At 72.3% G+C, this 21,292-nt stretch carries 29 protein-coding genes; 15 read left to right on the top strand and 14 right to left on the bottom strand.

The genetic code is table 11. The annotated features are described in order from the left end of the window. Positions 1–20: 20 nt before the first annotated feature. From JOF41_RS26820 to JOF41_RS26805, 4 genes are read right to left on the bottom strand one after another with little or no spacing between them, the layout of a single operon-like run. Positions 21–470, bottom strand: coding sequence for a YbaB/EbfC family nucleoid-associated protein (locus JOF41_RS26820; protein ID WP_209622914.1), 450 nt, complete (start codon positions 468–470; stop codon positions 21–23). Then, entirely contained in the window at positions 467–844 is a 378-nt protein-coding gene (locus JOF41_RS26815; protein WP_209622912.1) for a hypothetical protein, read from the bottom strand. The genes JOF41_RS26820 and JOF41_RS26815 overlap by 4 nt, the downstream gene beginning before the upstream one ends. 4 nt (positions 845–848) lie before the next feature. Further along, a complete protein-coding gene (locus JOF41_RS26810) occupies positions 849–2,018 on the bottom strand; it encodes a C40 family peptidase (RefSeq protein ID WP_229796053.1) in 1,170 nt (389 codons plus the stop codon). 2 nt (positions 2,019–2,020) lie between these two features. Then, entirely contained in the window at positions 2,021–2,344 is a 324-nt protein-coding gene (locus JOF41_RS26805) for a hypothetical protein (protein WP_189225715.1), read from the bottom strand. Between the two features lie 157 nt (positions 2,345–2,501). Between JOF41_RS26805 and JOF41_RS26800 the strand changes: the two genes are divergently transcribed. The 7 genes from JOF41_RS26800 (at position 2,502) to JOF41_RS26770 (ending at position 7,660) form a co-directional block, all read left to right on the top strand. After that, entirely contained in the window at positions 2,502–3,038 is a 537-nt protein-coding gene (locus JOF41_RS26800) for an SMI1/KNR4 family protein (protein ID WP_189225714.1), read from the top strand. A gap of 58 nt (positions 3,039–3,096) precedes the next feature. Next, a complete protein-coding gene (locus JOF41_RS26795) occupies positions 3,097–3,438 on the top strand; it encodes an SRPBCC family protein (RefSeq protein WP_209622910.1) in 342 nt (113 codons plus the stop codon). A 60-nt stretch (positions 3,439–3,498) separates the two neighbouring features. Beyond that, positions 3,499–4,023, top strand: coding sequence for an RNA polymerase sigma factor (locus tag JOF41_RS26790; protein WP_189225712.1), 525 nt, complete (start codon positions 3,499–3,501; stop codon positions 4,021–4,023). Next, positions 4,020–4,820, top strand: a complete 801-nt coding sequence (locus JOF41_RS26785; RefSeq protein ID WP_189225711.1) for a cupin domain-containing protein — start codon at positions 4,020–4,022, stop codon at positions 4,818–4,820. The genes JOF41_RS26790 and JOF41_RS26785 overlap by 4 nt, the downstream gene beginning before the upstream one ends. Before the next feature lie 17 nt (positions 4,821–4,837). Continuing rightward, positions 4,838–5,656: an ATP-binding cassette domain-containing protein gene (locus tag JOF41_RS26780; protein ID WP_189225710.1), complete on the top strand. Its 819-nt coding sequence runs from the start codon at positions 4,838–4,840 to the stop codon at positions 5,654–5,656. After that, positions 5,650–7,017, top strand: a complete 1,368-nt coding sequence (locus JOF41_RS26775; RefSeq protein WP_209622906.1) for a hypothetical protein — start codon at positions 5,650–5,652, stop codon at positions 7,015–7,017. Before JOF41_RS26780 ends, JOF41_RS26775 begins: the two co-directional genes overlap by 7 nt. 91 nt (positions 7,018–7,108) lie before the next feature. Further along, a complete protein-coding gene (locus tag JOF41_RS26770; RefSeq protein WP_209622904.1) occupies positions 7,109–7,660 on the top strand; it encodes a hypothetical protein in 552 nt (183 codons plus the stop codon). 123 nt (positions 7,661–7,783) lie between these two features. On the opposite strand, the gene JOF41_RS26765 is transcribed toward JOF41_RS26770, so the two are convergent. The 3 genes from JOF41_RS26765 to deoC are packed head-to-tail and all read right to left on the bottom strand — an operon-like array spanning position 7,784 to position 11,039. Then, positions 7,784–8,650, bottom strand: coding sequence for an aldehyde dehydrogenase family protein (locus JOF41_RS26765; protein WP_189225707.1), 867 nt, complete (start codon positions 8,648–8,650; stop codon positions 7,784–7,786). After that, complete coding sequence (locus JOF41_RS26760; RefSeq protein WP_189225706.1) at positions 8,643–10,070, bottom strand: aldehyde dehydrogenase family protein; 1,428 nt, start codon at positions 10,068–10,070, stop codon at positions 8,643–8,645. The genes JOF41_RS26765 and JOF41_RS26760 overlap by 8 nt, the downstream gene beginning before the upstream one ends. Before the next feature lie 3 nt (positions 10,071–10,073). Further along, positions 10,074–11,039, bottom strand: a complete 966-nt coding sequence (gene deoC, locus JOF41_RS26755; protein ID WP_209622902.1) for a deoxyribose-phosphate aldolase — start codon at positions 11,037–11,039, stop codon at positions 10,074–10,076. Between the two features lie 239 nt (positions 11,040–11,278). Here deoC and JOF41_RS26750 point away from each other — a divergent pair, with 239 nt between their 5' ends. Next, entirely contained in the window at positions 11,279–11,800 is a 522-nt protein-coding gene (locus JOF41_RS26750) for an RICIN domain-containing protein (RefSeq protein WP_209622893.1), read from the top strand. A gap of 3 nt (positions 11,801–11,803) precedes the next feature. On the opposite strand, the gene JOF41_RS26745 is transcribed toward JOF41_RS26750, so the two are convergent. From JOF41_RS26745 to JOF41_RS26735, 3 genes are read right to left on the bottom strand one after another with little or no spacing between them, the layout of a single operon-like run. Then, entirely contained in the window at positions 11,804–12,442 is a 639-nt protein-coding gene (locus JOF41_RS26745) for a DUF1707 SHOCT-like domain-containing protein (RefSeq protein WP_229796046.1), read from the bottom strand. Positions 12,443–12,496: 54 nt separating this feature from the next. Continuing rightward, the gene (locus JOF41_RS26740) at positions 12,497–12,664 is read right to left on the bottom strand and encodes a DUF397 domain-containing protein (RefSeq protein WP_189225703.1); all 168 of its coding nucleotides are present in this window, start codon (positions 12,662–12,664) and stop codon (positions 12,497–12,499) included. 17 nt (positions 12,665–12,681) lie between these two features. Beyond that, positions 12,682–13,518 carry a helix-turn-helix domain-containing protein gene (locus JOF41_RS26735; protein WP_189225702.1) on the bottom strand — a complete coding sequence of 279 codons (837 nt, stop codon included), beginning with the start codon at positions 13,516–13,518 and terminating at the stop codon, positions 12,682–12,684. Between the two features lie 96 nt (positions 13,519–13,614). On the opposite strand from JOF41_RS26735, the gene JOF41_RS26730 reads away from it, so the two are divergent. Both JOF41_RS26730 and upp read left to right on the top strand, forming a co-directional pair. Next, positions 13,615–13,803: a hypothetical protein gene (locus JOF41_RS26730; protein ID WP_189225701.1), complete on the top strand. Its 189-nt coding sequence runs from the start codon at positions 13,615–13,617 to the stop codon at positions 13,801–13,803. A gap of 49 nt (positions 13,804–13,852) precedes the next feature. Continuing rightward, positions 13,853–14,476 (top strand): uracil phosphoribosyltransferase, encoded by a 624-nt coding sequence (gene upp, locus JOF41_RS26725; RefSeq protein ID WP_189225700.1) that lies wholly within the window; start codon positions 13,853–13,855, stop codon positions 14,474–14,476. Between the two features lie 51 nt (positions 14,477–14,527). Here the strand turns inward: upp and JOF41_RS26720 are convergent, their stop codons facing one another. Continuing rightward, on the bottom strand, positions 14,528–15,148 hold the full coding sequence (locus JOF41_RS26720) for a DUF4352 domain-containing protein (protein WP_209622890.1): 621 nt from the start codon (positions 15,146–15,148) through the stop codon (positions 14,528–14,530). 193 nt (positions 15,149–15,341) lie between these two features. Next, complete coding sequence (locus JOF41_RS26715; RefSeq protein ID WP_209622888.1) at positions 15,342–16,169, bottom strand: SDR family oxidoreductase; 828 nt, start codon at positions 16,167–16,169, stop codon at positions 15,342–15,344. Between the two features lie 207 nt (positions 16,170–16,376). On the opposite strand from JOF41_RS26715, the gene JOF41_RS26710 reads away from it, so the two are divergent. Next, entirely contained in the window at positions 16,377–17,633 is a 1,257-nt protein-coding gene (locus JOF41_RS26710) for a glycoside hydrolase family 18 protein (RefSeq protein ID WP_307867543.1), read from the top strand. A 101-nt stretch (positions 17,634–17,734) separates the two neighbouring features. Here the strand turns inward: JOF41_RS26710 and JOF41_RS26705 are convergent, their stop codons facing one another. Next, positions 17,735–18,328: a TetR/AcrR family transcriptional regulator gene (locus JOF41_RS26705; RefSeq protein WP_189225696.1), complete on the bottom strand. Its 594-nt coding sequence runs from the start codon at positions 18,326–18,328 to the stop codon at positions 17,735–17,737. Positions 18,329–18,408: 80 nt separating this feature from the next. On the opposite strand from JOF41_RS26705, the gene JOF41_RS26700 reads away from it, so the two are divergent. The 4 genes from JOF41_RS26700 to JOF41_RS26685 are packed head-to-tail and all read left to right on the top strand — an operon-like array spanning position 18,409 to position 20,425. After that, positions 18,409–18,609: a type II toxin-antitoxin system VapB family antitoxin gene (locus JOF41_RS26700; protein ID WP_229796045.1), complete on the top strand. Its 201-nt coding sequence runs from the start codon at positions 18,409–18,411 to the stop codon at positions 18,607–18,609. Positions 18,610–18,649: 40 nt separating this feature from the next. Further along, positions 18,650–19,045 (top strand): type II toxin-antitoxin system death-on-curing family toxin, encoded by a 396-nt coding sequence (locus JOF41_RS26695; protein WP_189225694.1) that lies wholly within the window; start codon positions 18,650–18,652, stop codon positions 19,043–19,045. A 43-nt stretch (positions 19,046–19,088) separates the two neighbouring features. Then, entirely contained in the window at positions 19,089–19,472 is a 384-nt protein-coding gene (locus JOF41_RS26690) for a MerR family transcriptional regulator (RefSeq protein ID WP_189225693.1), read from the top strand. A gap of 44 nt (positions 19,473–19,516) precedes the next feature. After that, complete coding sequence (locus JOF41_RS26685) at positions 19,517–20,425, top strand: aldo/keto reductase (RefSeq protein WP_189225746.1); 909 nt, start codon at positions 19,517–19,519, stop codon at positions 20,423–20,425. Positions 20,426–20,844: 419 nt separating this feature from the next. Here JOF41_RS26685 and JOF41_RS26680 read toward each other — a convergent pair whose 3' ends face one another. Further along, a complete protein-coding gene (locus tag JOF41_RS26680) occupies positions 20,845–21,288 on the bottom strand; it encodes a flavodoxin family protein (protein WP_209622884.1) in 444 nt (147 codons plus the stop codon). Positions 21,289–21,292 lie beyond the last annotated feature (4 nt).

Raw genomic sequence — 21,292 nt, 5'->3', positions numbered from 1 at the left:
GAGGGTACGGGGTCGATCACCTAGCGCTGCCGCTGGCCACGGAACGGGTCGGCGAAGTACTCGTCGTCGTCGATCTCGGCCGGTGGGCGGGGCCGTGCCGGCGGCCTGGCGCGCGGGGGAGCGACCGGGGGAGGGGGTGGGGCCGGGGCGGGTGCGGCGGGCGGGGGCGGTGGTGGTCCGGCGAAGGACTCCACCGCCATGGCCATGCTGTCGCCCAGCGCCTTGGCCACCTCGTTGTAGCTGGTCCGCACGGCCGCGTCGGTGGCGAGCGCGCCGGTCTCCACGACCATCCGGCCCACCGCGTCCGGGCCGTGCCCCAGCGCGGCGGGCAGCAGCCGCACCGCCCGCAGCTCACCGGTGGCGGTGGCGGTGACCTCCACCAGGCCGCTGGGGTGCCGGGCGGTGCCGGTGACCCGCGCCAGCACCTCGGTCAGCCGGTCCGCGGCGAACCGCCGCGCCTCCAGCGTCATCGGGAACCCCCGAAGGGGTGACCGCCGAAGTCGTCGTCCTCCGGCGCGCCGGGCGGGAAGCCGATCTCGGCCAGCGCCCGCGCGGTCGCCGGGTCCACCACCCGCGCCAGCGAGGCGTGCAGCCGGGCCGCCGCGTCGCGGGACGCCCGGCCCGCCACGCGCACGATCTCCGCGCCCAGCGCGTCCGGGCCCAGGCGCAGCGCGGCCGGGCTGATCCGGATCTCGTGCGGCGGCGCCGCGGGCGCGGTGACCACGGTGACCGCGCGGTCCGGTGAGCTGGCCCGGCCCAGCACCGGACCGGTGCGCACCAGGTGGTCGGCCACCCGGTGGCCGGTGTCGGCGACCCGCTGGGCCGCCCGCGTCGTCTCGTCCACGTCCTCAGCCCGTCGGTCGGTAGAAGCCCATGAAGCCCATGCCGCTGTTGGTCGTGCGGATCGGGTTGACCTGCACCGGGTCGCCCGCCTCGACCATCTGCCCGTTGCCGATCACCATGGCCACGTGCCCGTCCCACACCACCAGGTCGCCGGGCAGCAGCTGGTCCGGCGGCACGGAGGCGCCCATCGCCTGGGACGACGCGGGTCGGGGGATGTCGAAGCCCGCGCCCGCGTAGGCCCACTGGGTCAGGCCGCTGCAGTCGGTGCCCTGCGGCGGGTTCGCCCCGCCCCACACGTACGGGGTGCCCAGCGCGGACAGCGCCCTGCGCACCGCCTGCGCGGCGATCTCGTTGGGGGCTTCGGCGGAGCTGCCGTCCGGCAGGTTCACGCCCACGCCGGTGCCCGGCTGCGGCGGGATGGCCACGGGCAGCCGGGGACCGGTCGGGCCGCCACCGCCGCCGCCTCCGCCTCCTCCTGAGCCGCCGCCTGTGCCGCCGCCACCGCCTCCGCTTCCGTCACCGCCGCCACCGCCGATCGACGGCGGGGCGGACGGCGTGGACGTGGTGCCCGTCGCGCTGGAGGTCGACGTGGTGCCGCCGCCCTCCACGCCCAGCGGGTCGCCGACGCCCGCGAAGTCCGGCTTCTCCAGCGCGCGCAGCCGCGCCGCCACGGCGGTCAGCTCGTCGCGGACCCGCTGCAGCTCCTGGGCGGACCGGCCCTCGTACTCGCGCGCCTTCGCGGTCACGTCCGCGGCGACCGCCAGCACCGCGCCCGGCCCGCCGACCAGCGACGCCGCGACCGCCGCCGCCAGCCGGGGCGTGGCCCAGCCGGTGAACTCGTCGATCAACCCCTGCACGGCGGTCCGGCCCGCGCTCACCGCGGCCACCGCGGTCGTCGCCGCGGACTGCGCGGCGGTGGCGTTGCGGCTCAGCGCGGCCACCCCGCCGGAGAACCGCGCCACCCGGTCCTGGAACGCGCCCGCCTTCTCCCCGTACCAGGTGCCCAGCGCAGCGTTGGCCGCGCCGGTGTGCCTGCCGCCGACCTCGGCCAGCGCCGAGGAGGCCCGCCCGAGGGCGTCGGCCGCGCGGGTCGCGCCGCCGGTGTCGCCCTCCAGCCGGGCCAGGTCCTCCTTCATCGGCCGGACCAGCGCCGCGACGAACCCCGAGACGTCCACGCTCACCCCTGGTAGGCGCGGGTGAAGTCGGCGCTGTGCCGCGCCTCCTGCTCGACGTAGGCCGCGCCGGTGCGGGAGACCTCGCCCGCCAGCGCGGACAGCCCGGCCGCCGCGGCGGCCACACCGTCCACTTGGGCCCGCGCCGCCTCCCGGAAGGCCGCGCCGAGGCCGACCTCCTCGCCGATGCGGCCGAAGCTGTCGGCGGGCAGCGCGTCCACCCCGGAGAGGGTGGCCGTGCCGATCGCCGCGACCTCGTCGGCCAGCCCGGAAGCCGTTGTGCCGTAAGCCGACAGCGCCGCCGGGTCGACGCCGAATCCCCGTTCCACCGCTTCCCCCTCAGTAGGACGAACAGGGGAGATCCTGCCCGAATCCACCCGGCTGCGCGGCGTTTTGACGCGGATCCTGCCCCGATGAGCGGTACCCTGCGCGGCGTTCTGAGGTGATCATGTCGTTGTGGGTGTTCTGCGCCATTGGAGAAGAATCGTGGCGTGGCTCGACGACCACGCCCCCCTGACCGCGGCCGTGTTCGGCCCCGCCGAGGAGCACTCGGCCGTCGCGGAACTGGCGGCGGTGACCGGCCTGGAGCCACCGGCGGACCTGCGCGCGTGGTGGTCGGTCTGCGGCGGGACCGAGGACCTGGCCTTCGCCGAGGTGCTGCCGCCCTTCTACACGCCGCTGGGGCCGACCAACGCGCTGCGCTCGTGGCGGCTCAAGCAGGGGTTCTGGCCCGCCGACCCGGTTTCGGAGGCGGGCTCGCCCACGGCGGGCTTCCACCCGAGCTGGCTGCCCATCGCCTTCGACGGCTGCGGTGACGCGCTGGCCGTGGACCTGCGGCCCGGCGCGCTGACCGGGTGCGTGGTCGAGTGGGACCGGGAGAGCCGCAAGATGCTCAAGCCGGAGTGGGCCAGCCTGGTGGAGATGCTCGACCAGGTCGCCACGGCGCTGGAGCACCGCAGCAGGCTCGGCCACTGCGAGCCGCTGATCACCACCGACGGCCGCCTGGGCTGGCGCACCACCTGAAGCGCTTAGCCGGGACCCGGCGGGGTACTCCAGCGGTCCCGGCAGCCAGGAGGCGGATGTGGCCAGCTACGAGTACCACGCGCCGGTCGACGTGCCCGCGCGGCAGCTGTTCGACCTGCTCGCGCAGCCCGAAGCGCTGCCCCAGCACCTGCCTGGCCTGGTCGCCGACGACGCCAGCCTGCGGGTCGACCACGACCGCCGGGTGCTCACCTGGAGCGAGGGCTCGCTCGCGGTCGTCGACGAGGAGGAGGCGGGGCGCAGCCTGATCACCCTGACGGTGAACTCCGAGCGGGGCCCGGACACCCAGCGCGAGCTGGAGGAGGCGGTCGCCGCGCTGTCCCACCGGGCCGCCTCGCAGGCCGACGCGACCGAGACCGAGAGCGGCAACGCCTGGTACTGAGCGTGACCCGGATCACTCCGGGCTGAGAACCGTTCCGCCGACGCGCGCGTCTTGCCGGGTGTGAACGAGGAGCGGTTGGTGCGCGCGGTGGCCAAGGGCGACCGCGCCGCCTTCGAGGAGCTCTACCGGCGCACGTCGCCGTGGCTGGCGGTGCGCCTGCGCCGCCGCTGCGCCGACGAGCAGGTCGTCGCCGAGGTCATGCAGGAGACCTACCTGGCCGTCTGGCGCGCGGCGGGCACCTTCGCCGGCGTGGCCGCGAACGGCACCGCCGTCGGCTGGCTGTGGACGATCGCCGCCCGGCGGCTGGTCGACGCCTTCCGCAGACGCGCCCACCACGCCCAGCCGCTGCCGGTGGCCGAAGCCGTCGCGCCCGCCGCCGAGGACGAGGCCCTGGCCCGCTCGCTGGGCGACGACGTGGGCGACGCGCTGCGCGCCCTCGCGCCCGAGCTGCGGCAGGTCCTGCAGGCCATGGTGCTGGACGGGCTGACCGTCCGGGAGACCGCGGTGCTGCTCGGCGTGCCCGAGGGAACGGTGAAGACCCGCGCCCGGCGGGCCCGGATCGCGCTGAGGGAGGCACTGACGTGAACCGCGACGAGCACGCGTCCGCCGAGCTGGTCGCCCGCTACGCGGCGGGTGACCCGGACATCCCGCCGGACCGGCTGTGGGCGGTCGAGTCGCACCTGGAGGGCTGCGAGGTGTGCCGGGTGCGGCTGGCCGACGTGGCCCCGCCGCCGGTCGCGGCGCTGAGCGCGGCGGTCTGGGCCGCCCTGGAGCCCGAGCTGACCGCCCCGCCCGCGCGGGTGCGGCACTGGACCCGGCTGGCCACCTGGGCCACGCCGTCGCTGGTGCCGTGGCTGATCATGACGCTGCTGGTGCTGTTCGCGGTGGTGGTGCTGGAACTGGTGCTGCCCAGCGACGCGATGCCGTCGGCGGTCCTGCTGCTCGCGCCGATCGGGCCGGTGCTGGGCGTGGCCGTGGCCTGGTCGCGCGGCCTGGACCCGGCCCACGAGCTGATCGCCTGCACGCCCAGGGCCGGGCTGGAGCTGGTGCTGCGCCGCACCACCGCGGTGCTCGTGGTGGTGCTGCCGGTGCTGCTGCTTACCGGCTGGCTCACCGGTGACTCCGCCGCGTGGTGGCTGCTGCCGTGCCTGGGGCTCACCTCGGCGGCGCTGGCACTGGGCGGCCTGGTCGGCGTGCGCCGCGCGGCGGTGGCCACCTCGGTGCTGTGGGCGCTGCTGGTGGTCGGCCCGGCCGTGGTGCGCAACGCGGTCCCGGTGGTGTTGGTGCCCGCCGCCGGTCCGTGGTGGGCGGCGGTGCTGGTGGCGGGCGCGGTGGTGGTGCTCATGAGGTCGCGGGCGTACGTGCGCGTGGACAACTGGTGATGGAGGGAAGGACTGTGATGGCGCGTGCGACGAGCGCGGCAGAGGTCGCGCCGACGGGGTACGCCTGGCACGTCCGCGCGGAGGGGCTGCGGGTCAAGGCGGGCCGCCGGATGGCGGTCGACGGCCTGGACCTGGGGCTGGGCGTGGGGGTGCACGGCCTGCTCGGGCCCAACGGCGCGGGCAAGACCACGCTGATCAGGTCGCTGGCGACGGTGCTGCGGCCCGCCGGGGGCGTGCTGGAGCTGTTCGGCGAGCGGGTGGCCGGGCGGGCCGACCTGCGCGCGCTGCGCCGCAGGCTGGGCTACCTGCCGCAGGAGTTCGGCTACTACAAGCGGTTCACCGTGCGCGAGTTCGTCGAGTACATGGCCTGGCTCAAGGAGGTGCCCAAGGCCGAGGTGCCCGGCGCGGTGCAGCGCGCGGTCGAGCGGGTCGGGCTGGCCGACCGCGCCGACGACAAGCTCAGGACCCTCTCCGGCGGCATGGTGCGCCGGGCGGGCATCGCCCAGGCCATCGTCAACGACCCCGACCTGCTGCTGCTGGACGAGCCGACCGCCGGGCTGGACCCCGGCCAGCGCGTCCGGTTCCGCGAGCTGCTGCACGAGCTGGGCGCGGACACCTGCGTGCTGGTGTCCACCCACCTGGTCGAGGACGTGGCCGCGGCGTGCGCCGACGTGGTGCTGTTCGAGTCGGGGAAGCTGCTCTTCCAGGGCACCCCCGCCGAGCTGGCCGCCGAGGGCGGCCCCGACGACGTGGGCGACAGCCCCATCGAGCGCGGCTACTCGGCGCTGCTGGCCAGTCGCGGGAAGACCGACGGCGGGAAGGCCGGTGCGTGGTGAGGGTGCTGGGGGTGGAGCTGCGCCGGTCGGCGGCGCCGCTGCTGGGCGTGGTGGTGCTGGTGATCGCCCTGGTGGTGCTGCGCATGGGGCCGCCGAACAGCGGCAGCGTCACCTGGACGCGGCAGTGGGGGATGCTGGCCGAGTGGGTCCGGTTCCCGCTGATGTTCAGCTGGCCGGTGGTGGTGGGGCTGGGCGCGCTGCAGGGCCTGCGGGACCGGCGCTCCGGCGTGGAGGAGCTGTTCGCCTCCACCCCGCGCCCCCGCGCGCACCGGGCGCTGGCGCTGCTGGGCGCGCTCGGCATCGGGGTGGTGACCGCTCAGCTGGTGGTGACCGCGATCGGCGCGGTGCGGGTGGACGGCTACTGGCAGTGGTCGTGGCTGCTGGTGCTGCTGGTCGGGCTGGTGGCGCTGGTGGCCGCCGCGTGGCTGGGCGCCGGGCTGGCCCGGCTGGTGCCGTCCCCGCTGACCCCGCCGGTGCTGGCGGTGGGCGCGCTGGTGCTCGTGGCGACCGCGTTGCGGGTCGGCGATCTCGACGACGACGCGCCCAGCGGGCTGGTGCTGCGGCTGACGCTGCTGCGGCCCAGCACGCCGTCGCCCCGCGACGTCTTCCACGAGCCCGCGGGCTCGTTCACCCTGGCCCAGGGCCTGTTCTACGCCGGGCTGGCGCTGACCGCGTTCCTGCTGCTGGCGGCCCGCAAGTGGTGGCAGGCACTGCTGCCGGTGGTGCTGGCCGCCGCCGTGGCGGTGCCGCTGATGCCCGGCACCCCGGAGGAGGTCCGGGTGGCGTCGGCGGTCGCGATGAGCGAGGTGTGCACCGACAGCGGGCCGCGGGTGTGCCTGACCAGGGCGCACGGGCACGAGCTGGCCGAAGTGGCCGGACCCGCGCAGGAGGCGCTGCGCCAGTTGGCGAAGCTGCCCGATCCGCCGCGGTCGGTGCGGGAGAAACCCGGACCGGTGTGGTCGGCCTCCCGCGAGGCCGAGCCGACCGACGTGGTGTGGATCAACCTCGACGAGCTGAACTACTTCCTGATCAACGAGCCCGCGCGCGGCGAGGAGCTGACCAAGCGGATGGTCGCGGGGGCGGGCACGCGCCCGTGCCACGGCATGGCCAGCCCGGAGGACCCGACGCGCGAGATCGCCGCGCGGACGGTGGCCGGGTCGTGGGTGGCGGGCAGGCTGGTGCCGCTGCTGTCCCCGCAGAGCTGGTACGCGAAGGACGTGGACGCGCTGGTCGGGCCCGCCTGGGAGGCGCTGCGCGCACTGCCCGAGCAGGAGCAGGTGGCGCGGGTGCAGGCGATGCGGGCCGTGCAGGGGGCGTGCAGCGGCGACCCGCTCACCGCCTTGACGAGCGGTGCCCTGTGAAGCGGGCGATCCTGGGAGCGCCGGGTGGCGGCGTCGCACGTCGGGGGACGCCGCCGCCCGGTCCGGTCGGGGGTGCGCGGTGAGGTGGCTGGTGCTGCACGCGCGTTCCCGCCAGGTCCCGACCAGCGCGGCGGTGGCGGTGGTCGGCGTGGCGCTGCTCGGCTGGCTGGCCCAGCCGGGCGGCAGCCCCCGGCTGGCCGCGTTCGCGGTGGCCGTCGCGGTCGCCGCGGTGTCGGTCGGGTTGGGCGGGCACGACCTCCAGCTCGACCGAACCGCCGCGTTCGGCTGGCCGCCGCGCCGGGCCGGGCACCTGCTGGTGGCCGGGGCGGTGCTGACCGGGCTGCTGCTGACGGTGGGGCTGGTCGCGGACCCGCTGGCCGACCGCGACCTGGTGCTGCGGGACCTGGCGGGCCTGGGCGGCACCGCCGCGCTGGGCGCCGTGGTGTTCGGCGCGCGGGCGGCGTGGGCGCTGCCGGTGGCGTGGACCGGGGTGACCATGGTCGTGCCCACCGGGGAGCAGTGGTACGAGCAGCTGCTGACCTGGCCCGTGCAGCCGCCGGACACGACCGTCGCCACGGTCGTCGCCCTCACCGCCGCCGGCCTCGGCCTGCTCGCCTACACCGCCCTCGGCTGCCGCCACTGACCGCACCGGCAAGTACTACCCGACCCCTCCCACAGGGCCGTTAACTACTACCCGCCGTCGCGTGGGGTGCGGCGGGTAGTAGTTAACGGCCCCGAAAGGTGGGCCGGGTAGTACTTGCGGGCGTCAGGTGCCGACGGGGTGCCAGACGGTCTTGGACTCCACGAACGCGCGCAGCCTGCCCAGGTCCGGCTCACGCAGGTAGTCCTCCGACGGCCGGGGCCGCAGCACCCGCTTGACCGTCCCCGCCGCCGAGCGCTCCAGCTCCGCCCGCAGCGCCTCCGGCGCGCCGGTCAGGTCCAGCGCGTTGACGTCGGCGTGCGAGGCCAGCCACGGGGCGATCTCCTCGGTGCGGCCGGTGAGCACGTTGACCACGCCACCGGGCACGTCCGAGGTGGCCAGCACCTCCGACAGGGTCACCGCGGGCAGCGGCCGGTCCGCCGAGGCCACCACGACCGCGGTGTTGCCCGTGGCCACCACCGGGGCGACCGCGCTGACCAGCCCCAGCAGCGACGACTGCTGCGGCGCCAGCACCGCCACCACACCGGTCGGCTCCGGCACCGAGAACGAGAAGTACGGCCCCGCCACCGGGTTCGCCGCGCCCAGCACCGTGGCCACCTTGTCGGTCCACCCCGCGTACCAGACCCACCGGTCCACGGCCGCGTCCACCAGCTGCTGCGCCTTCTTCAGCGCCACGCCCTCGGCGGCGGCCACCTCGGCGGCGAACTGCTCGCGGCGGCCCTCCAGCACCTCGGCCACCCGGTAGAGCACCTGCCCCCGGTTGTACGCGGTCGCCCCCGACCAGCCGGGGAACGCCTTGCGCGCCGCCGCCACCGCGTCGCGGGCGTCCTTGCGGGAGCCCTGCGCCGCGTTGGCCAGGAAAGCGCCCTTGGCGTCGGAGACCGGGTAGCTGCGCCCGGACTCCGAGCGCGGGAACGCGCCGCCGATGTAGAGCTTGTAGGTCTTCGCCACGCCGATCCGGTTCTCAGACATCGAGGTAGGCCTCCAGCCCCGTGCGACCGCCCTCGCGGCCGAAGCCCGACTCCTGGTAGCCGCCGAACGGGGCGGTGGGGTCGAAGCGGTTGAACGTGTTGGCCCACACCACGCCCGCGCGCATCTTCTGCGCGGCCCACAGGATGCGCGAGCCCTTCTCGGTCCACACGCCCGCCGACAACCCGTACGGGGTGTTGTTGGCCTTGGCCACGGCCTCGTCCGGGGTGCGGAAGGTCAGCACCGACAGCACCGGCCCGAAGATCTCCTCGCGGGCGATCCGCATCGCCTGCGACACGTTGGAGAACACCGTGGGCGCGAAGTAGAAACCCTTGTCCGGCAACGGGCACGAGCTGGTCCACCGCTGCGCGCCCTCGGCCTCGCCGGACGCGGTCAGCTCCTGGATCCTCGCCAGCTGCTCGGCGGAGTTGATCGCGCCGACGTCGGTGTTCTTGTCCAGCGGGTCGCCCACGCGCAGCGTCGAGACGCGGGTGCGCAGCTTGTCCAGCAGCTCCTCGGCCACCGACTCCTGCACCAGCAGGCGCGAACCCGCGCAGCAGACGTGGCCCTGGTTGAAGAAGATGCCGTTGACGATGCCCTCGACGGCCTGGTCCAGCGGCGCGTCGTCGAACACGATGTTGGCCGCCTTGCCGCCCAGCTCCAGGGTCAGCTTCTTGCCGGTGCCCGCGAGCTGGCGCTGGATGAGCTTGCCCACCTCGGTGGACCCGGTGAACGCCACCTTGTCCACGTCCGGGTGCGCCACCACGGCCGCGCCCACGTCACCCGCGCCCGGCAGGATGTTGACCACGCCCGGCGGCAGCTCGGCCTGCTGGATGATCTCGGCCAGCACCAGCGCGGTCAGCGGGGTCGTCTCGGCGGGCTTGAGCACCACGGTGTTGCCGCAGGCCAGCGCGGGCGCGATCTTCCACGCGGCCATCAGCAGCGGGAAGTTCCACGGGATCACCTGGCCCGCCACGCCCAGCGGGCGCGGGTCCGGGCCGTAGCCCGCGTAGCCGAGCTTGTCCGCCCAGCCCGCGTGGTAGAAGAAGTGCGCGGCGGCCGTGGGCACGTCCACGTCCCGCGACTCCTTGATCGGCTTGCCGTTGTCCAGCGACTCCAGCACGGCCAGCTCGCGCCCGCGCTCCTGGATCAGCCGCGCGATGCGGAAGATGTACTTGGCGCGCTCCGCGCCGGGCATCCTGCCCCACACCCGGTCGTAGGCGCGGCGGGCGGCCTTGACGGCCCGGTCCACGTCGGCGGGCGCGGCGGTGCTGACCTCGGCGAGCACTTCCCCGGTGCCGGGGTTGACGCTCTTGAGCGGCTCACCGCCGCCCTCGACGAACTCGCCGTCGACGAACATCCGGTAGTTCGGCTTGAGGTTCGCGATGTCCCGCGACTCGGGCGCGGGCGCGTATTCCCACATGTGTCAGTCCACCGTCACGTAATCGGGGCCGCTGTAGTGGCCCGCCAACTGGGTGCGCCGCTGCATCAGCAGGTCGTTGAGCAGCGTGGAGGCGCCGAACCGGAACAGGTGGGGGTTGAGCCACTCCGGGCCCGCCACCTCGTGCACCGCCACCAGGTGCTTGATCGCGTCCTTGGTGCTGCGGATGCCGCCCGCGGGCTTGACGCCCCGGCGCTCGCCGGTCGCGGTGTGCCAGTCGCGCACCGCCTGCAGCATCACCTGCGTGACCGGCAGCGTCGCGGCGGGCGAGACCTTGCCCGTGGAGGTCTTGATGAAGTCGCCACCCGCCAGCAGCGCCAGCCACGAGGCGCGCCGCACGTTGTCGTAGGTGGCCAGCTCGCCGGTCTCCAGGATCACCTTCAGGTGCGCGTCCCCGCAGGCGTGCTTGACCTGCACGATCTCGTCGAACACCTGCCCGTAGCGGCCGGACAGGAACGCGCCCCGGTCGATCACCATGTCGATCTCGGTCGCGCCGGACTCGACGGCGAACGCGGTGTCCTCCAGCTTGACCTTCAACGTCGAGCGGCCGGACGGGAAGGCGGTGGCGACGCTGGCGATCTGGATGCCGGTGCCGTCCAGCTCCTGCTTCGCGGTGGCGACCATGTCCGGGTAGACGCACACGGCGGCCACGCGCGGCACGTCCGGGTTGTCCGGGTCGGGCCTGCGCGCCTTCGCGCACAGCGAGCGCACTTTGCCCGCCGTGTCCGCGCCTTCCAGCGTGGTGAGGTCGACCATGCCGATGGCGGCGTCGATGGCCCACAGCTTGCTGGCCTTCTTGATGCTGCGCGTCCCCAACCCGGCGGCGCGCTGCTCCACGCCCACCTGGTCCACGCCGGGCAGTCCGTGCAGGAACCGCCGCAGCGACGCGTCGTCGCGGACGGCGTCCGCGAGCGACGGCGGCAGCGACGGCGATGTCGAGGGTGCAGCCATGCCGCCGAGTCTAAGCGGAGTGGGACGCCCGTCCTAAGTCAGCGGGTTCGCGCAGGTCAGGCGTAGATCGAGAGGTGTTCGACGAGCTTGCGTCCACCCGATCGCGGCCATCGGATCAGGGAGCGACGCTCCGCATGAACCGAAGATGTCTCCTGTTTAACCGAAGCATCAACGGCCTCGTGCCAGCGAACGTGAACGGCGTCTGCTGGACTCCCCGGGTCGAGCCGACAGGGGGAAGAATGTTGTTGATCAAAAGAGCGCTCCGCGCGCTGGCCGTGGCCGCCCTCGCGGCCCTCGCGCTGACCGCTCCGGCGGCGGCCGAACCGGACGAGGTCACCGCGCTGAGCGGGTTCGAAGTCATCAACTTCGCGGCGGGGGCCAACGGCAAGTGCCTGGACGTGTGGGACGCCGGGCGCGGTCCGCAGATCCACATGTGGGGGTGCAACGGCTGGAGCAACCAGGACTGGACCATCGACACCGGCCCGAACGGCGGCGCGCGGCTGCGACCGTTCTCGGACCTGTCGAAGTGCCTGGACAGCTACCGGGGCAGGGGCAACCAGGTGGTCCAGCACTCCTGCGACAACACCCGCACGCAGGAGTTCACCAGGGTCGAGGTGGGCAGCACGGGCGGGATCGCGCTGCGGTCGTTCAGCAACGGCCTGTGCCTGGACATCTACGACCACGGCCGCGGCGACGTGGTCATGATGTGGGACTGCCACTACAGCGACAACCAGCGCTGGTACTGGCGCGGCGACCTGTAGCCGTCAGTCCTCCAGTTCCGGGCGCTGCTCGCCCTTGAGCTTCTTCCGCTTGGGGCGGCGCACCTCGACCCCGGCCATCATCGCCACCCCGGTGATCCGCACCACCGGGCCACCGGGGATGGTCGGGGTCTTGTGCGTCCGGTCCTCGAAGGCGCCCATGATCCCCACGCCGTCGACGCGCACGGTGACGTCCTCGGGGACGAAGATCTCCACGCCGCCCCAGAAGGCGAACACCGTGATCGTGGTCTCGGCCTGGGCGAACCGGGCGTTGGACAGGTCGAGCTGGACCCCGCCCATGATCGCGACGGCGGTGTGCGTGGCCGGGACGACCCACTCGCCGCGCCGGTCCACCCCCGACCAGAAGGCGAAGGACACGCTGGAACCGGGAGTGCCGCCGATGCGGTCGGAGGGCAGGTTCTGCGGCATCGCGGCGGGCAGGTTCGCGGGCACCCCGAGGTCGGCGGTCAACGGGGCCAGCTCGCCGTAGGTCTTGGCCGCGTACACCGCCGCCAAGCGCTCGTCCAGCTCGTGCAGGTCGAGCCTGCCCTCCCCGTGCGCCTTCTGGAGCACCTGCGCGACCTTCTCGCGGTCGGCGTCCGAGGCGCGCATCTGACGGGGGTCCGGGACCAGCTCATCGCTCACCCGAGTGAGTCTAGGAGCAAACGGGTGGTTGAACAGCGACTTCGCGCGACTCGCTCAGCGGACGAGCGCCGCCCAGGTGATCTTGGGGAAGTGGAGGACGGGGCCGTCGGGGTTCTTGGAGTCGCGGACGGCGATGCCGGTGGGGGTGTGGGCGATCTCGACGCAGTTCGCCTGGCTGCTGCTGTAGCTGCTCTTGCGCCAGGAGAGGGGGGTGACGTCCATGGGGCGCGCTCCTCGCATCACGTCAACTCGCCGGCGAGCTTGGCGATCAGCCCCACTGACTCCTCAGCTGACAGCGCCAAGTCGCGCAGCCTCTGCCATGCGAGCTTAGCGTTTTGCAGGTGCGTTTCCTCCTCCAGGAATGTGCTCGTGCTGCGGCTCTCCACGTAGACGAGACCGGGCTGGTCGTTGAACTCCAGCCGGAGGAACGGCCCCTCCAGGCCGGGGTGGGCGGTGCTGTCGAAGGGCACCACTTGGATCAGGACGTTCGGACGGGCCGCGAGCGACACCAGGTGTTGGAGCTGGGCGCGCATCATGGCGGGGTTACCCAGCGGACGGCGTAGCACGGTCTCATCGATCAGCAGGTTGACCCAGATGCGGCCGAGGATGGCTTGTCTGCCCATGCGAATGGCGACCAGGGATTCCAGTTCGCCTTCCGACAACTGCTCGTTGCCGCCTCGGATGATCGTTCGGGCGTAGTCGGAAGTTTGTGCGAGCCCAGGTATCAGCAGCGGCTCGTAGTTGTAGAGCGCGGACGCCTGGGCCTCCAGCTCGATCAGGTCGCGCCAGTGGCCGGGCAGCTTGCCGTGGATGGTGTGCCAGTTCCGGTTCTCCCCGGCCCGGACCAGCGCCACCAGCTCCCGACGCAATTCCGGCGGAGTCTGGAGGTAGCCGAGGATGGCGGCGACCTCGTCGGCGTACAGGCCGCGCCGCCCGGTCTCCATCCGGCTGATCTTGCTCTCCGACACACCGATGGCCCTGGCCACGTCGGCGCAGCTCAGCTTGCGCGCCGTGCGCAGCGTCCGCAGTTCCGCCGACACCCGGCGCTGCCGGAACGACGCCCCCTTGTTGGTCATGAAACCGACTGTCCCGCCTTGCCAGGCGGGCAAGAAAGCATCATCACCCGATGGAGCGCGTTGCGTGCCGCGAAGGCAAGACACGACCGTGTGCCCATGCGATCTTGGAAGATCAGTGGCGTCTACGCGACGTGGGTGATGACCGTCGAACTGCTTCCGCCCGACCTGGACGAGGACGACCCGCCGCCCGAGCCCTGTCCGGAACCGAACTTCGACGCCCTGGCCGGGCACTTCCGCACCCTGGTCGAGATGGCCGAGGCGTTGAAGCGACTGGAGCTCACCTGACGGCCGCCTTCCGCGCGGCGCCCGCACCCACCGCACATACTCTTCCGCTATGGACGTCCTCGTTGTCGATCACCCACTGGCCAGGGCCCGGCTGACCACCATGCGCGACGCCCGCACGGACAACGCGGCGTTCCGCGCCGCGCTGCACGAGCTGACCGTCATGCTGGTCTACGAAGCCACCCGCGGCGCGGAGGTCGCGGAGGAGCGCGTGCACACACCGGTGGCGCGCACGACGGGGTACCGGCTGGCCAACCCGCCGCTGCTGGTGCCGGTGCTGCGGGCCGGCCTGGGCATGGCCGACCAGGCGCACAAGCTCATCCCGGACGCGCAGATGGGGTTCGTGGGGCTGGCGCGCGACGAGGAGACGCTCAAACCCACCCCTTACATGGAGTCGCTGCCGGAGAGCCTGTCGGGCAGGCCGGTGTTCGTGCTGGACCCGATGCTGGCCACGGGCGGCTCCATGGCCTACACGATCCGGTTGCTCACCGACCGGGGCGCGACCGACGTGACGGCGATCTGCGCGCTGGCCGCGCCGGAGGGCATCAAGCACCTGAGCGACTCGGGCCTGCCGGTGCGGCTGGTGACCGCCAGCGTTGACGAGCGGTTGAACGACTCCGGGTTCATCGTCCCCGGCCTCGGCGACGCGGGCGACCGCCAGTACGGGGCAGTCTGAACGGCTCGACCGGGGGAGCCGTTGGACAGCGTCCAACGGCTCCCCGCGCCATTAGAGCGTGTTCAGCCACGCGATCCGGTCGGAGCTGAACCGGAAGAACGGCTCGAGGAGCACCACGTACTGACCGGGAGGTGTTCCTTGCGGTGCGTTGAAGCACACGTCGCCGGTCGTATTGCCTCCAGGTGCCAACTGGCCTGATTGCAAAAGGTTCTTGCTTCCGGTGATCGTACTGAAGAGGATTGCCCCATTCGGATCTTGCATCTTCCAGTCGGTGGCTCCGCTGAAGTTGCTGGGCTGATCTGACTGGCTGGTGTAGGTGACGGTCGTGCAAAGCGTGTTGCCGAAAGTCTTGTCGCCGGGAACGAGTTGAGTTGTCGTGACCCGCACTCCGTCGGCATCCACCGTCTCGCCTGCCTTCGCCACCACGTCATCAGCCGTCGCACCGGCGAACGCGGGCTGAGCGCCAGGCTCTTGCGCGGTCGGCTTGTCATCACCGCCGCTAACATTCACGGCAACGATCACCACGATGGCCAGGAGCGCCAACAGCAGGATGAAGCGCTTCTTCTTGTACCAGGGTCGCTGCGCCTTGCGGTACGCCTTGTCGGCTCGGGCTTGTGCCCTCGCGTCGCGCGGGTTGTCGAATGCGGGTGACGGGCCCTGTGGTTGAGACATGAGGCTCACCCCGAATTGGGCGTGTCGAATGAGTTGGGCTGGTAGCGTACCTCCGGTTCAGGAGCACCGCAGTACATGACTTGCGGTAACGCCGCGGTTCTGCCGGGTGACCGAACAAAAGAGTGCATTCGGTGACAAAGCGCTTACCGTCCGATTCATCCCTGCCGAATTCCGATCACTCATCGGGCATTGGTCAGGACAACTCGGCGGCGTGGTCGGCCGCCCACTGGGTCAGCGTGCGCCCCTGGTGGCCGGTCACCCGCTCGAACACCGGCGACACCGAGGGCGGCTCCTGCGCGTGCTCGGACTGGTAGCCCATCAGGTACTCGGCGATGTCCCACGGCAGGCCCGCGTCGCGGATCAGCGCCGCCCTGGCCTGGCCGTAGGTCAGGGTTTCGAAGCCGATCTCCCGCCCCAGGCCGCGTCCGATGGCGGCGGCCTGCTCGCGGTGGGTCAGCGCCTCCGGGCCGGTCAGGAAGTACGCCTGTCCGGCGTGGTCGGGGGAGCGCAGCGCCAGCACGGCCACCTCGGCGATGTCCGCTTCGTGGATGGGCACGCCGATCGCGTCGGGGTAGGCGGCGCGGACCACGTTCGCGGACTTGATCGACGACGCCCACACGAGCTTGTTGGCCATGAACTCCCCTGGGCGCAGGTGGGTCCACTCCGCGCCGGACTGCTCGATCGCCTTCTCCACGGCTTCGTGCGTCTCGTAGCTGCCCGGCCGCCGCACGGCGACCGCGCTGGAGGACAGGAACACGACGCGCGGAACCCGTTCGGCGAGCGCCGCGGCGTGCTCGGCGACGGCCTCGGAGTCCAGGGCCGCCAGCAGGAACACGGCCGTGACGTCGTCCAGGGGCAGTTCGGCGGGCTTGGTCAGGTCGCCGCCGACCACCTCCACGCCGGTGGGGAAAGTGGCACGCGACGGGTTGCGGGTCAGCGCCCGCACCGGTTCCCCCAGCGCGGCCAACTGCTCGACCACGCACCGCCCGACGGTTCCGGTCGCACCGGTCACCAGGATCATGAGCCCTCCCTCGCTCGGATCGAGCCGCCGAAGCTAGCCATCACCGCCGCCGCGCGCACATGGAAACGTTTGCAGCGCCACGGCGGCGGTCGGGCGCTATGCCCGGATTCGCTCGTTCGGCTGTAGCTGTGGTCTAGACCTCTGTTCTACCTTCTGGTCTGGACCAAATTCGCACCACGTGGAGGAGCATTGGCCATCAAGAAGTGGGTGATCCCAGCGCTCCTCGCCACCGCGCTGGCAGCGTCCCTCGCGCCGCAGGCCCTGGCGCACGCGACGCCGAAGCGCGTGGTCGGCTACTACACCCAGTGGAGCGGCTACGACCGGAACTTCCTGGTCAGCGACCTGGTCAAGAACGGAACCGCCGCCAAGCTGACGCACCTCAACTACGCGTTCAGCTTCCTGGACGAGCAGGGCAAGTGCGTCAGCAGCGACCCGTGGGCCGACTACCAGCGGCCGTTCACCGCCGAGCAGAGCGTCAGCGGCAAGGCGGACGAGCCCGGCCAACCCCTGGCGGGCAACCTCAACCAGCTCAAGCAGCTCAAGGCCAAGTACCCGAAGCTGCGGGTCAACATCTCCCTCGGCGGCTGGACCGGGTCGAAGTACTTCTCCAACGCCGCGCTGACCCCCGCCTCGCGCGCCGCGCACGTGAAGTCCTGCCTGGACATGTGGATCAGGGGCGATCTGCCCGGTCTGCCGCCCGGCGCGGCCAAGGGCGTCTTCGACGGCATCGACCTCGACTGGGAGTGGCCCGCCAGCGAGGGCAACGCGGGCAACGTGGTGCGCCCCGAGGACAAGCGGAACTTCACCCAACTCCTGACCGAGTACCGCAAGCAGTTGCTGGGGTTGACCTTGCGCACCGGCCGGTCCTACGACCTGACAGCCTTCCTGCCCGCCGCGCCCGCGCAGGTCGACCGCGGCTTCGAGGTGCCGAAGGTGTTCGCGCTGCTGACCTTCGCCACCATCCAGGGCTACGACTACCACGGCTCGTGGGACGCGCTGACCAACCAGCAGTCGAGCATCCGCACCCCGGCCGGCGACCCGACCAGCCCCGCCTACAGCTCGCAGGTGGCCATCGACCACTACCTGTCCAAGGGTGCGCCGCGCGCCAAGGTCGTGATGGGCGTCCCGTTCTACAGCCGGGGCTGGACCGGCGTGCGCAACGAGAACAACGGCTTGTTCCAGCCCAACGCCGGGCCCGCCCCCGCCACCTACGAAGCGGGGTACGAGGACTACCGCGTTCTCAAGGGCCAACTCGACAAGTTCACCGTGCACCGCGATCCCAAGGCCGGGCACGCGTGGTTGTTCGACGGCACCACCTTCTGGACGTGGGACGACCCGGTGGAGATGAAGCGCAAGGGGCGCTACGCGGCCGAACGCGGTCTCGGCGGCGCCATGATCTGGTCGCTGGACGGCGACACCGCCGACGGCGAGCTGATCACCGCGCTGCGCAGCGGACTGTCCTGACAGGACAGTTCACGGAGTCCGGGGAGGGTCCTACGCGGCGGCCGACCTCCCCGGACTCTGTTGAATCACCCCGGCTCCGCCGGGGGCTCGGCAGCGCCGAGTCATGCTCGCCAACCGTCGGCCTGGGCTCGCAGGGCGCGTTCGAACACGGGGGCGATTTCCAAGCCGGCGGGGAGGTTTCCGTTGAGCTCCAAGCTGACCAGGCCGTGCACCAGGCCCCACATGGCCAGCGCGATCTGCTCCGGTGCCACGTCCTCGGCGTACGCGCCGCTCTCCACCGCCCGTCGCGCGGCGGCCACGGCGGGTCGGAACGCGCAGGCGGCCAGCGCGTCGGTCTGCTCGGACGGCTTGAAGTCCGGCACCACCTTGCTGAACATCACCAGGTAGAACTGCGGGTCGGCGAGCGCGCCGCAGCGGTAGGCCAGGCCGATCCGGACCAGGTCCTCCACCGGGTCGTCGGTGTGCGCAACGGCCTCCAGCCGTTCGGCGAAACGGCGGAAAGCCTCTTGGTACAACGCGTCCAGCAGCGCGGGCTTGCCGCCGAACAGCGAGTAGACGGCGGTGGTCGAGGTGTTGACATCGGCTGCCAGCCTGCGCAAGCTCAGTGCGCTGGGGCCCTCGGTGGACAGCAGTTCGCCCGCGCGGTCCAGCAGTCGAACCCGGAGGGCGTCGTCGTGGGTTTTCGGTCGCGGCACCGGAACATCGTATCGGGACACCGTTATAAAACTCGTCCTGGCGAGCGTGGTACCAAATTGGTACCTTCGAGGTCATGGCGATGACCCTGCGTCTGAGCGACGAGGAGAACCGGCGGCTGGACGAGCTCGCCGCCGCCGAGGGCCGGTCGAAGCAGGAAGTCGTGCGGCTGGCGCTGGCCGACCGGTGGGCCAGGCTCCAGAAGGAGGAGCAGCTCTCCGAGGTGCTCGGACGGGTGCTGCCCAAGTACCGGGGCCTGCTCGACCGCATGGGGTCGGCGTGAGCACGGGCTGACTGTCGGCCCGGTGTGATCAACTGGTGTCGTGGTCAACTACCTCGACGCAGGCGACCTGCTCGTGCTGGCGACCGCTGTCACGGGCGGCGATCTCGTCGTGCGTGACTTAGGTCTCCTCGACTCCGCCGCGCACCGCCCCAGGGCGACGGTGCTCGGGGTCGAGGCGTACGACACGCTGTGGCTCAAGGCTTCCGCCCTGCTCGACTCCATCGTGCGCACCCGTCCCCTGGCCGAGGGAAACTGGCGGCTGGGCTGGGTGGCCGCCGTGACCCTGTGCGACATCAACGGCTGGTGGGTCGACGCCGAGGACGACCAGGCGCTGGAGCTGGTCCGCGCCCTGGGCCGCGAGCAGGTCGACGTGGCGGGCACGGCCGCGCAGTTGGAGGCGTGGGCCGTGCCGAAGGAAGAGCATCCGGACGCCTGAACCGGGTTGACCTGGAGTGCACTCCAGCTCCTACCGTCGAGGGGTGACATTCTCGATCGCCCAAGCGGCCGAGCACAGCGGGTTGTCCATCGACACGCTGCGCTACTACGAACGGATCGGGCTGGTCGACCCTCCCGCTCGGGACGCGGGGGGACGGCGCAGCTACACCGAGGAGGACCTGAGCTGGCTGGTCTTCCTGACCCGGCTGCGCACCACCGGGATGCCCATCCGGATGATGCGCGAGTTCGCCCAGCTGAGGCGCCTGGGCTCGCCGACGGCGGGCAGGCGCAAGCAGATCCTGCTGGAGCACCGCGCGTCCGTGCGGGAGCGCATCGCCGAGCTGCAGTCCTGCCTGGACGTGCTGGAGTACAAGATCTCGCACTACAGCCAGCTGGAACACACCTTCGTGGAGGGGATCACCGCGTGACGAACCTGGGGGAGCTTTCGGTCGGGCCGCAGGGCCTGGGGTGCATGGGCATGAGCCAGTCCTACGGCGTCGGCGACGAGCGCGAGTCGATCGCGACCATCCACCGCGCCCTGGAACTGGGTGTGACGCTGCTGGACACCGCCGACGTCTACGGCGCGGGCGCGAACGAGGAGCTGGTCGGCCGGGCCATCGCCGACCGGCGGGACTCGGTGGTGCTGGCCACGAAGTTCGGCCTCGGCAGCGGCACGCGGGTGGTGCGCGGGGACGCGGAGTACGTGCGGTCGGCGTGCGAGGCGTCGTTGCGCAGGCTCGGCGTCGACCACATCGACCTGTACTACCAGCACCGGGTCGACCCGGAGGTGCCCGTCGAGGAGACCGTCGGCGCGATGGCGTCGCTGGTCGAGCAGGGCAAGGTCCGCTACCTGGGGCTGTCCGAGGCGGGCGCGGACACCATCCGGCGGGCGCACGCGGTGCACCCGATCACGGCGGTGCAGAGCGAGTGGTCGCTGTGGACGCGCGACATCGAGGAGTCGGTCGCGCCGACGTGCGCCGAGCTGGGCATCGGCGTGGTGCCATTCTCGCCGCTGGGACGGGGCTTCCTCACCGGCCGGGTCACCTCGGTGGACGAGCTGGCCGAGGACGACATGCGGCGCAACCTGCCCCGGTTCGCCGAGGGCAACTTCGACCGCAACCTGGCGATCGTGGCGGCGCTGCGGGAGCTGGCCGAGCGGCGGGGCGTGACCGCCGGGCAGCTGGCGCTGGCCTGGGTGCACCACCGAGGCCCGAACGTGGTGCCGATCCCCGGCACTAAGCGGGTGAAGTACCTGGAGGAGAACGTCGCCGCCGCGTCGCTGTCGCTGACCCCCGAGGAGCTGCGGGCGATCGAGGCCGCGGCCCCCACCGCCGCAGGCGACCGCTACCCCGCCGAGCACATGCGCCTCCTCGACCGCTGACCCCACCCCCGCGAGTCGAACGCTCAGCACCCCTGAGTTCAACGCTCAGAACGGCCACGCCCGCCCCCGGTGTCACCCACCTACGGGCGTGTCGGCCGTGTCGCCCCCGCGAGTCGAACGCTCAGAACCCCCGAATTCAACATTCGCGCACCTCGACCCGCGCTTCTCGCGCCCCAGCCCGCGCCCGCTTCCGTGGCTCGGGTAGTAGTCACCGGCCCTCCCAACTCCGCCGGGTAGTACTTGCCCACGCACCAGGGGGCGCGCGGAGCGCGCGCAGCGGGGTGCCCGCGAGCGCCATCCTTGGCGACCTGCCGCGCGGCGAGCGCCGCTTTGCTGGATAACCCAACCCGAACGACGAACTCAGGGGTCCTGAGCGTTCGACTCGCGGTACCTGAGCGTTCGACTCGCGGGGGAGGGGGTCAGGGGGAGAGGGTGGCGGCGAGGGTGGCGGCGAGGTCGTGGCACGCCTGGTGGTCCACCCGGCCGACCAGTTCCAGCACCGGGGCCACGGGTCGCCACCCCAGGCCGCCGGTGATGTCCCGGATGGCCTTCACCGCGCCTTCCACCCCTTGGTTCCCGTGCACGTACGCCGCGAACGGCCTGCCACGGGTAGCGTCGAGGCACGGGTAGTACACGGTGTCGAAGAAGTGCTTCAACGCCCCGCTGATGTACCCGATGTTGGCGGGAGTTCCCAGCAGGTAGCCGTCCGCCTCCAGCACGTCGGCCGCCCCGGCCGACAAGGCTGGCCGCCGCACCACCTCCACACCGCCGATCTCGGGGTCGGTGGCGCCGGACAGCGCCGCTTCGAGGGCCTCCTGGAGCGCCGGTGACGGGGTGTGGTGGACGATGAGCAGCCGGGGCATGGAA

It is taken from the genome of Saccharothrix coeruleofusca (assembly GCF_017876325.1).
GTDB classification, from domain to species: Bacteria; Actinomycetota; Actinomycetes; order Mycobacteriales; family Pseudonocardiaceae; genus Actinosynnema; species Actinosynnema coeruleofuscum.
The sequence above is the reverse complement of the archived record's forward strand: the minus strand, read 5'-3'. Positions and strand labels throughout refer to the sequence as shown.

What these genes read in the sequence shown, in the direction of transcription:
- JOF41_RS26780 (WP_189225710.1), top strand. Translation starts at nt 4,838, where the DNA reads ATGGCGCGTGCGACGAGCGCGGCAGAGGTCGCGCCGACGGGGTACGCC.
- JOF41_RS26715 (WP_209622888.1), bottom strand. Translation starts at nt 16,169, where the DNA reads ATGATCCTGGTGACCGGTGCGACCGGAACCGTCGGGCGGTGCGTGGTC.
- JOF41_RS26720 (WP_209622890.1), bottom strand. Translation starts at nt 15,148, where the DNA reads ATGTCTCAACCACAGGGCCCGTCACCCGCATTCGACAACCCGCGCGAC.
- JOF41_RS26820 (WP_209622914.1), bottom strand. Translation starts at nt 470, where the DNA reads ATGACGCTGGAGGCGCGGCGGTTCGCCGCGGACCGGCTGACCGAGGTG.
- JOF41_RS26685 (WP_189225746.1), top strand. Translation starts at nt 19,517, where the DNA reads ATGGGCATGAGCCAGTCCTACGGCGTCGGCGACGAGCGCGAGTCGATC.
- JOF41_RS26735 (WP_189225702.1), bottom strand. Translation starts at nt 13,518, where the DNA reads ATGACCAACAAGGGGGCGTCGTTCCGGCAGCGCCGGGTGTCGGCGGAA.
- upp (WP_189225700.1), top strand. Translation starts at nt 13,853, where the DNA reads ATGGACGTCCTCGTTGTCGATCACCCACTGGCCAGGGCCCGGCTGACC.
- JOF41_RS26730 (WP_189225701.1), top strand. Translation starts at nt 13,615, where the DNA reads ATGCGATCTTGGAAGATCAGTGGCGTCTACGCGACGTGGGTGATGACC.
- JOF41_RS26760 (WP_189225706.1), bottom strand. Translation starts at nt 10,070, where the DNA reads ATGTGGGAATACGCGCCCGCGCCCGAGTCGCGGGACATCGCGAACCTC.
- JOF41_RS26680 (WP_209622884.1), bottom strand. Translation starts at nt 21,288, where the DNA reads ATGCCCCGGCTGCTCATCGTCCACCACACCCCGTCACCGGCGCTCCAG.
- JOF41_RS26700 (WP_229796045.1), top strand. Translation starts at nt 18,409, where the DNA reads ATGACCCTGCGTCTGAGCGACGAGGAGAACCGGCGGCTGGACGAGCTC.
- JOF41_RS26740 (WP_189225703.1), bottom strand. Translation starts at nt 12,664, where the DNA reads ATGGACGTCACCCCCCTCTCCTGGCGCAAGAGCAGCTACAGCAGCAGC.
- deoC (WP_209622902.1), bottom strand. Translation starts at nt 11,039, where the DNA reads ATGGCTGCACCCTCGACATCGCCGTCGCTGCCGCCGTCGCTCGCGGAC.
- JOF41_RS26765 (WP_189225707.1), bottom strand. Translation starts at nt 8,650, where the DNA reads ATGTCTGAGAACCGGATCGGCGTGGCGAAGACCTACAAGCTCTACATC.
- JOF41_RS26750 (WP_209622893.1), top strand. Translation starts at nt 11,279, where the DNA reads ATGTTGTTGATCAAAAGAGCGCTCCGCGCGCTGGCCGTGGCCGCCCTC.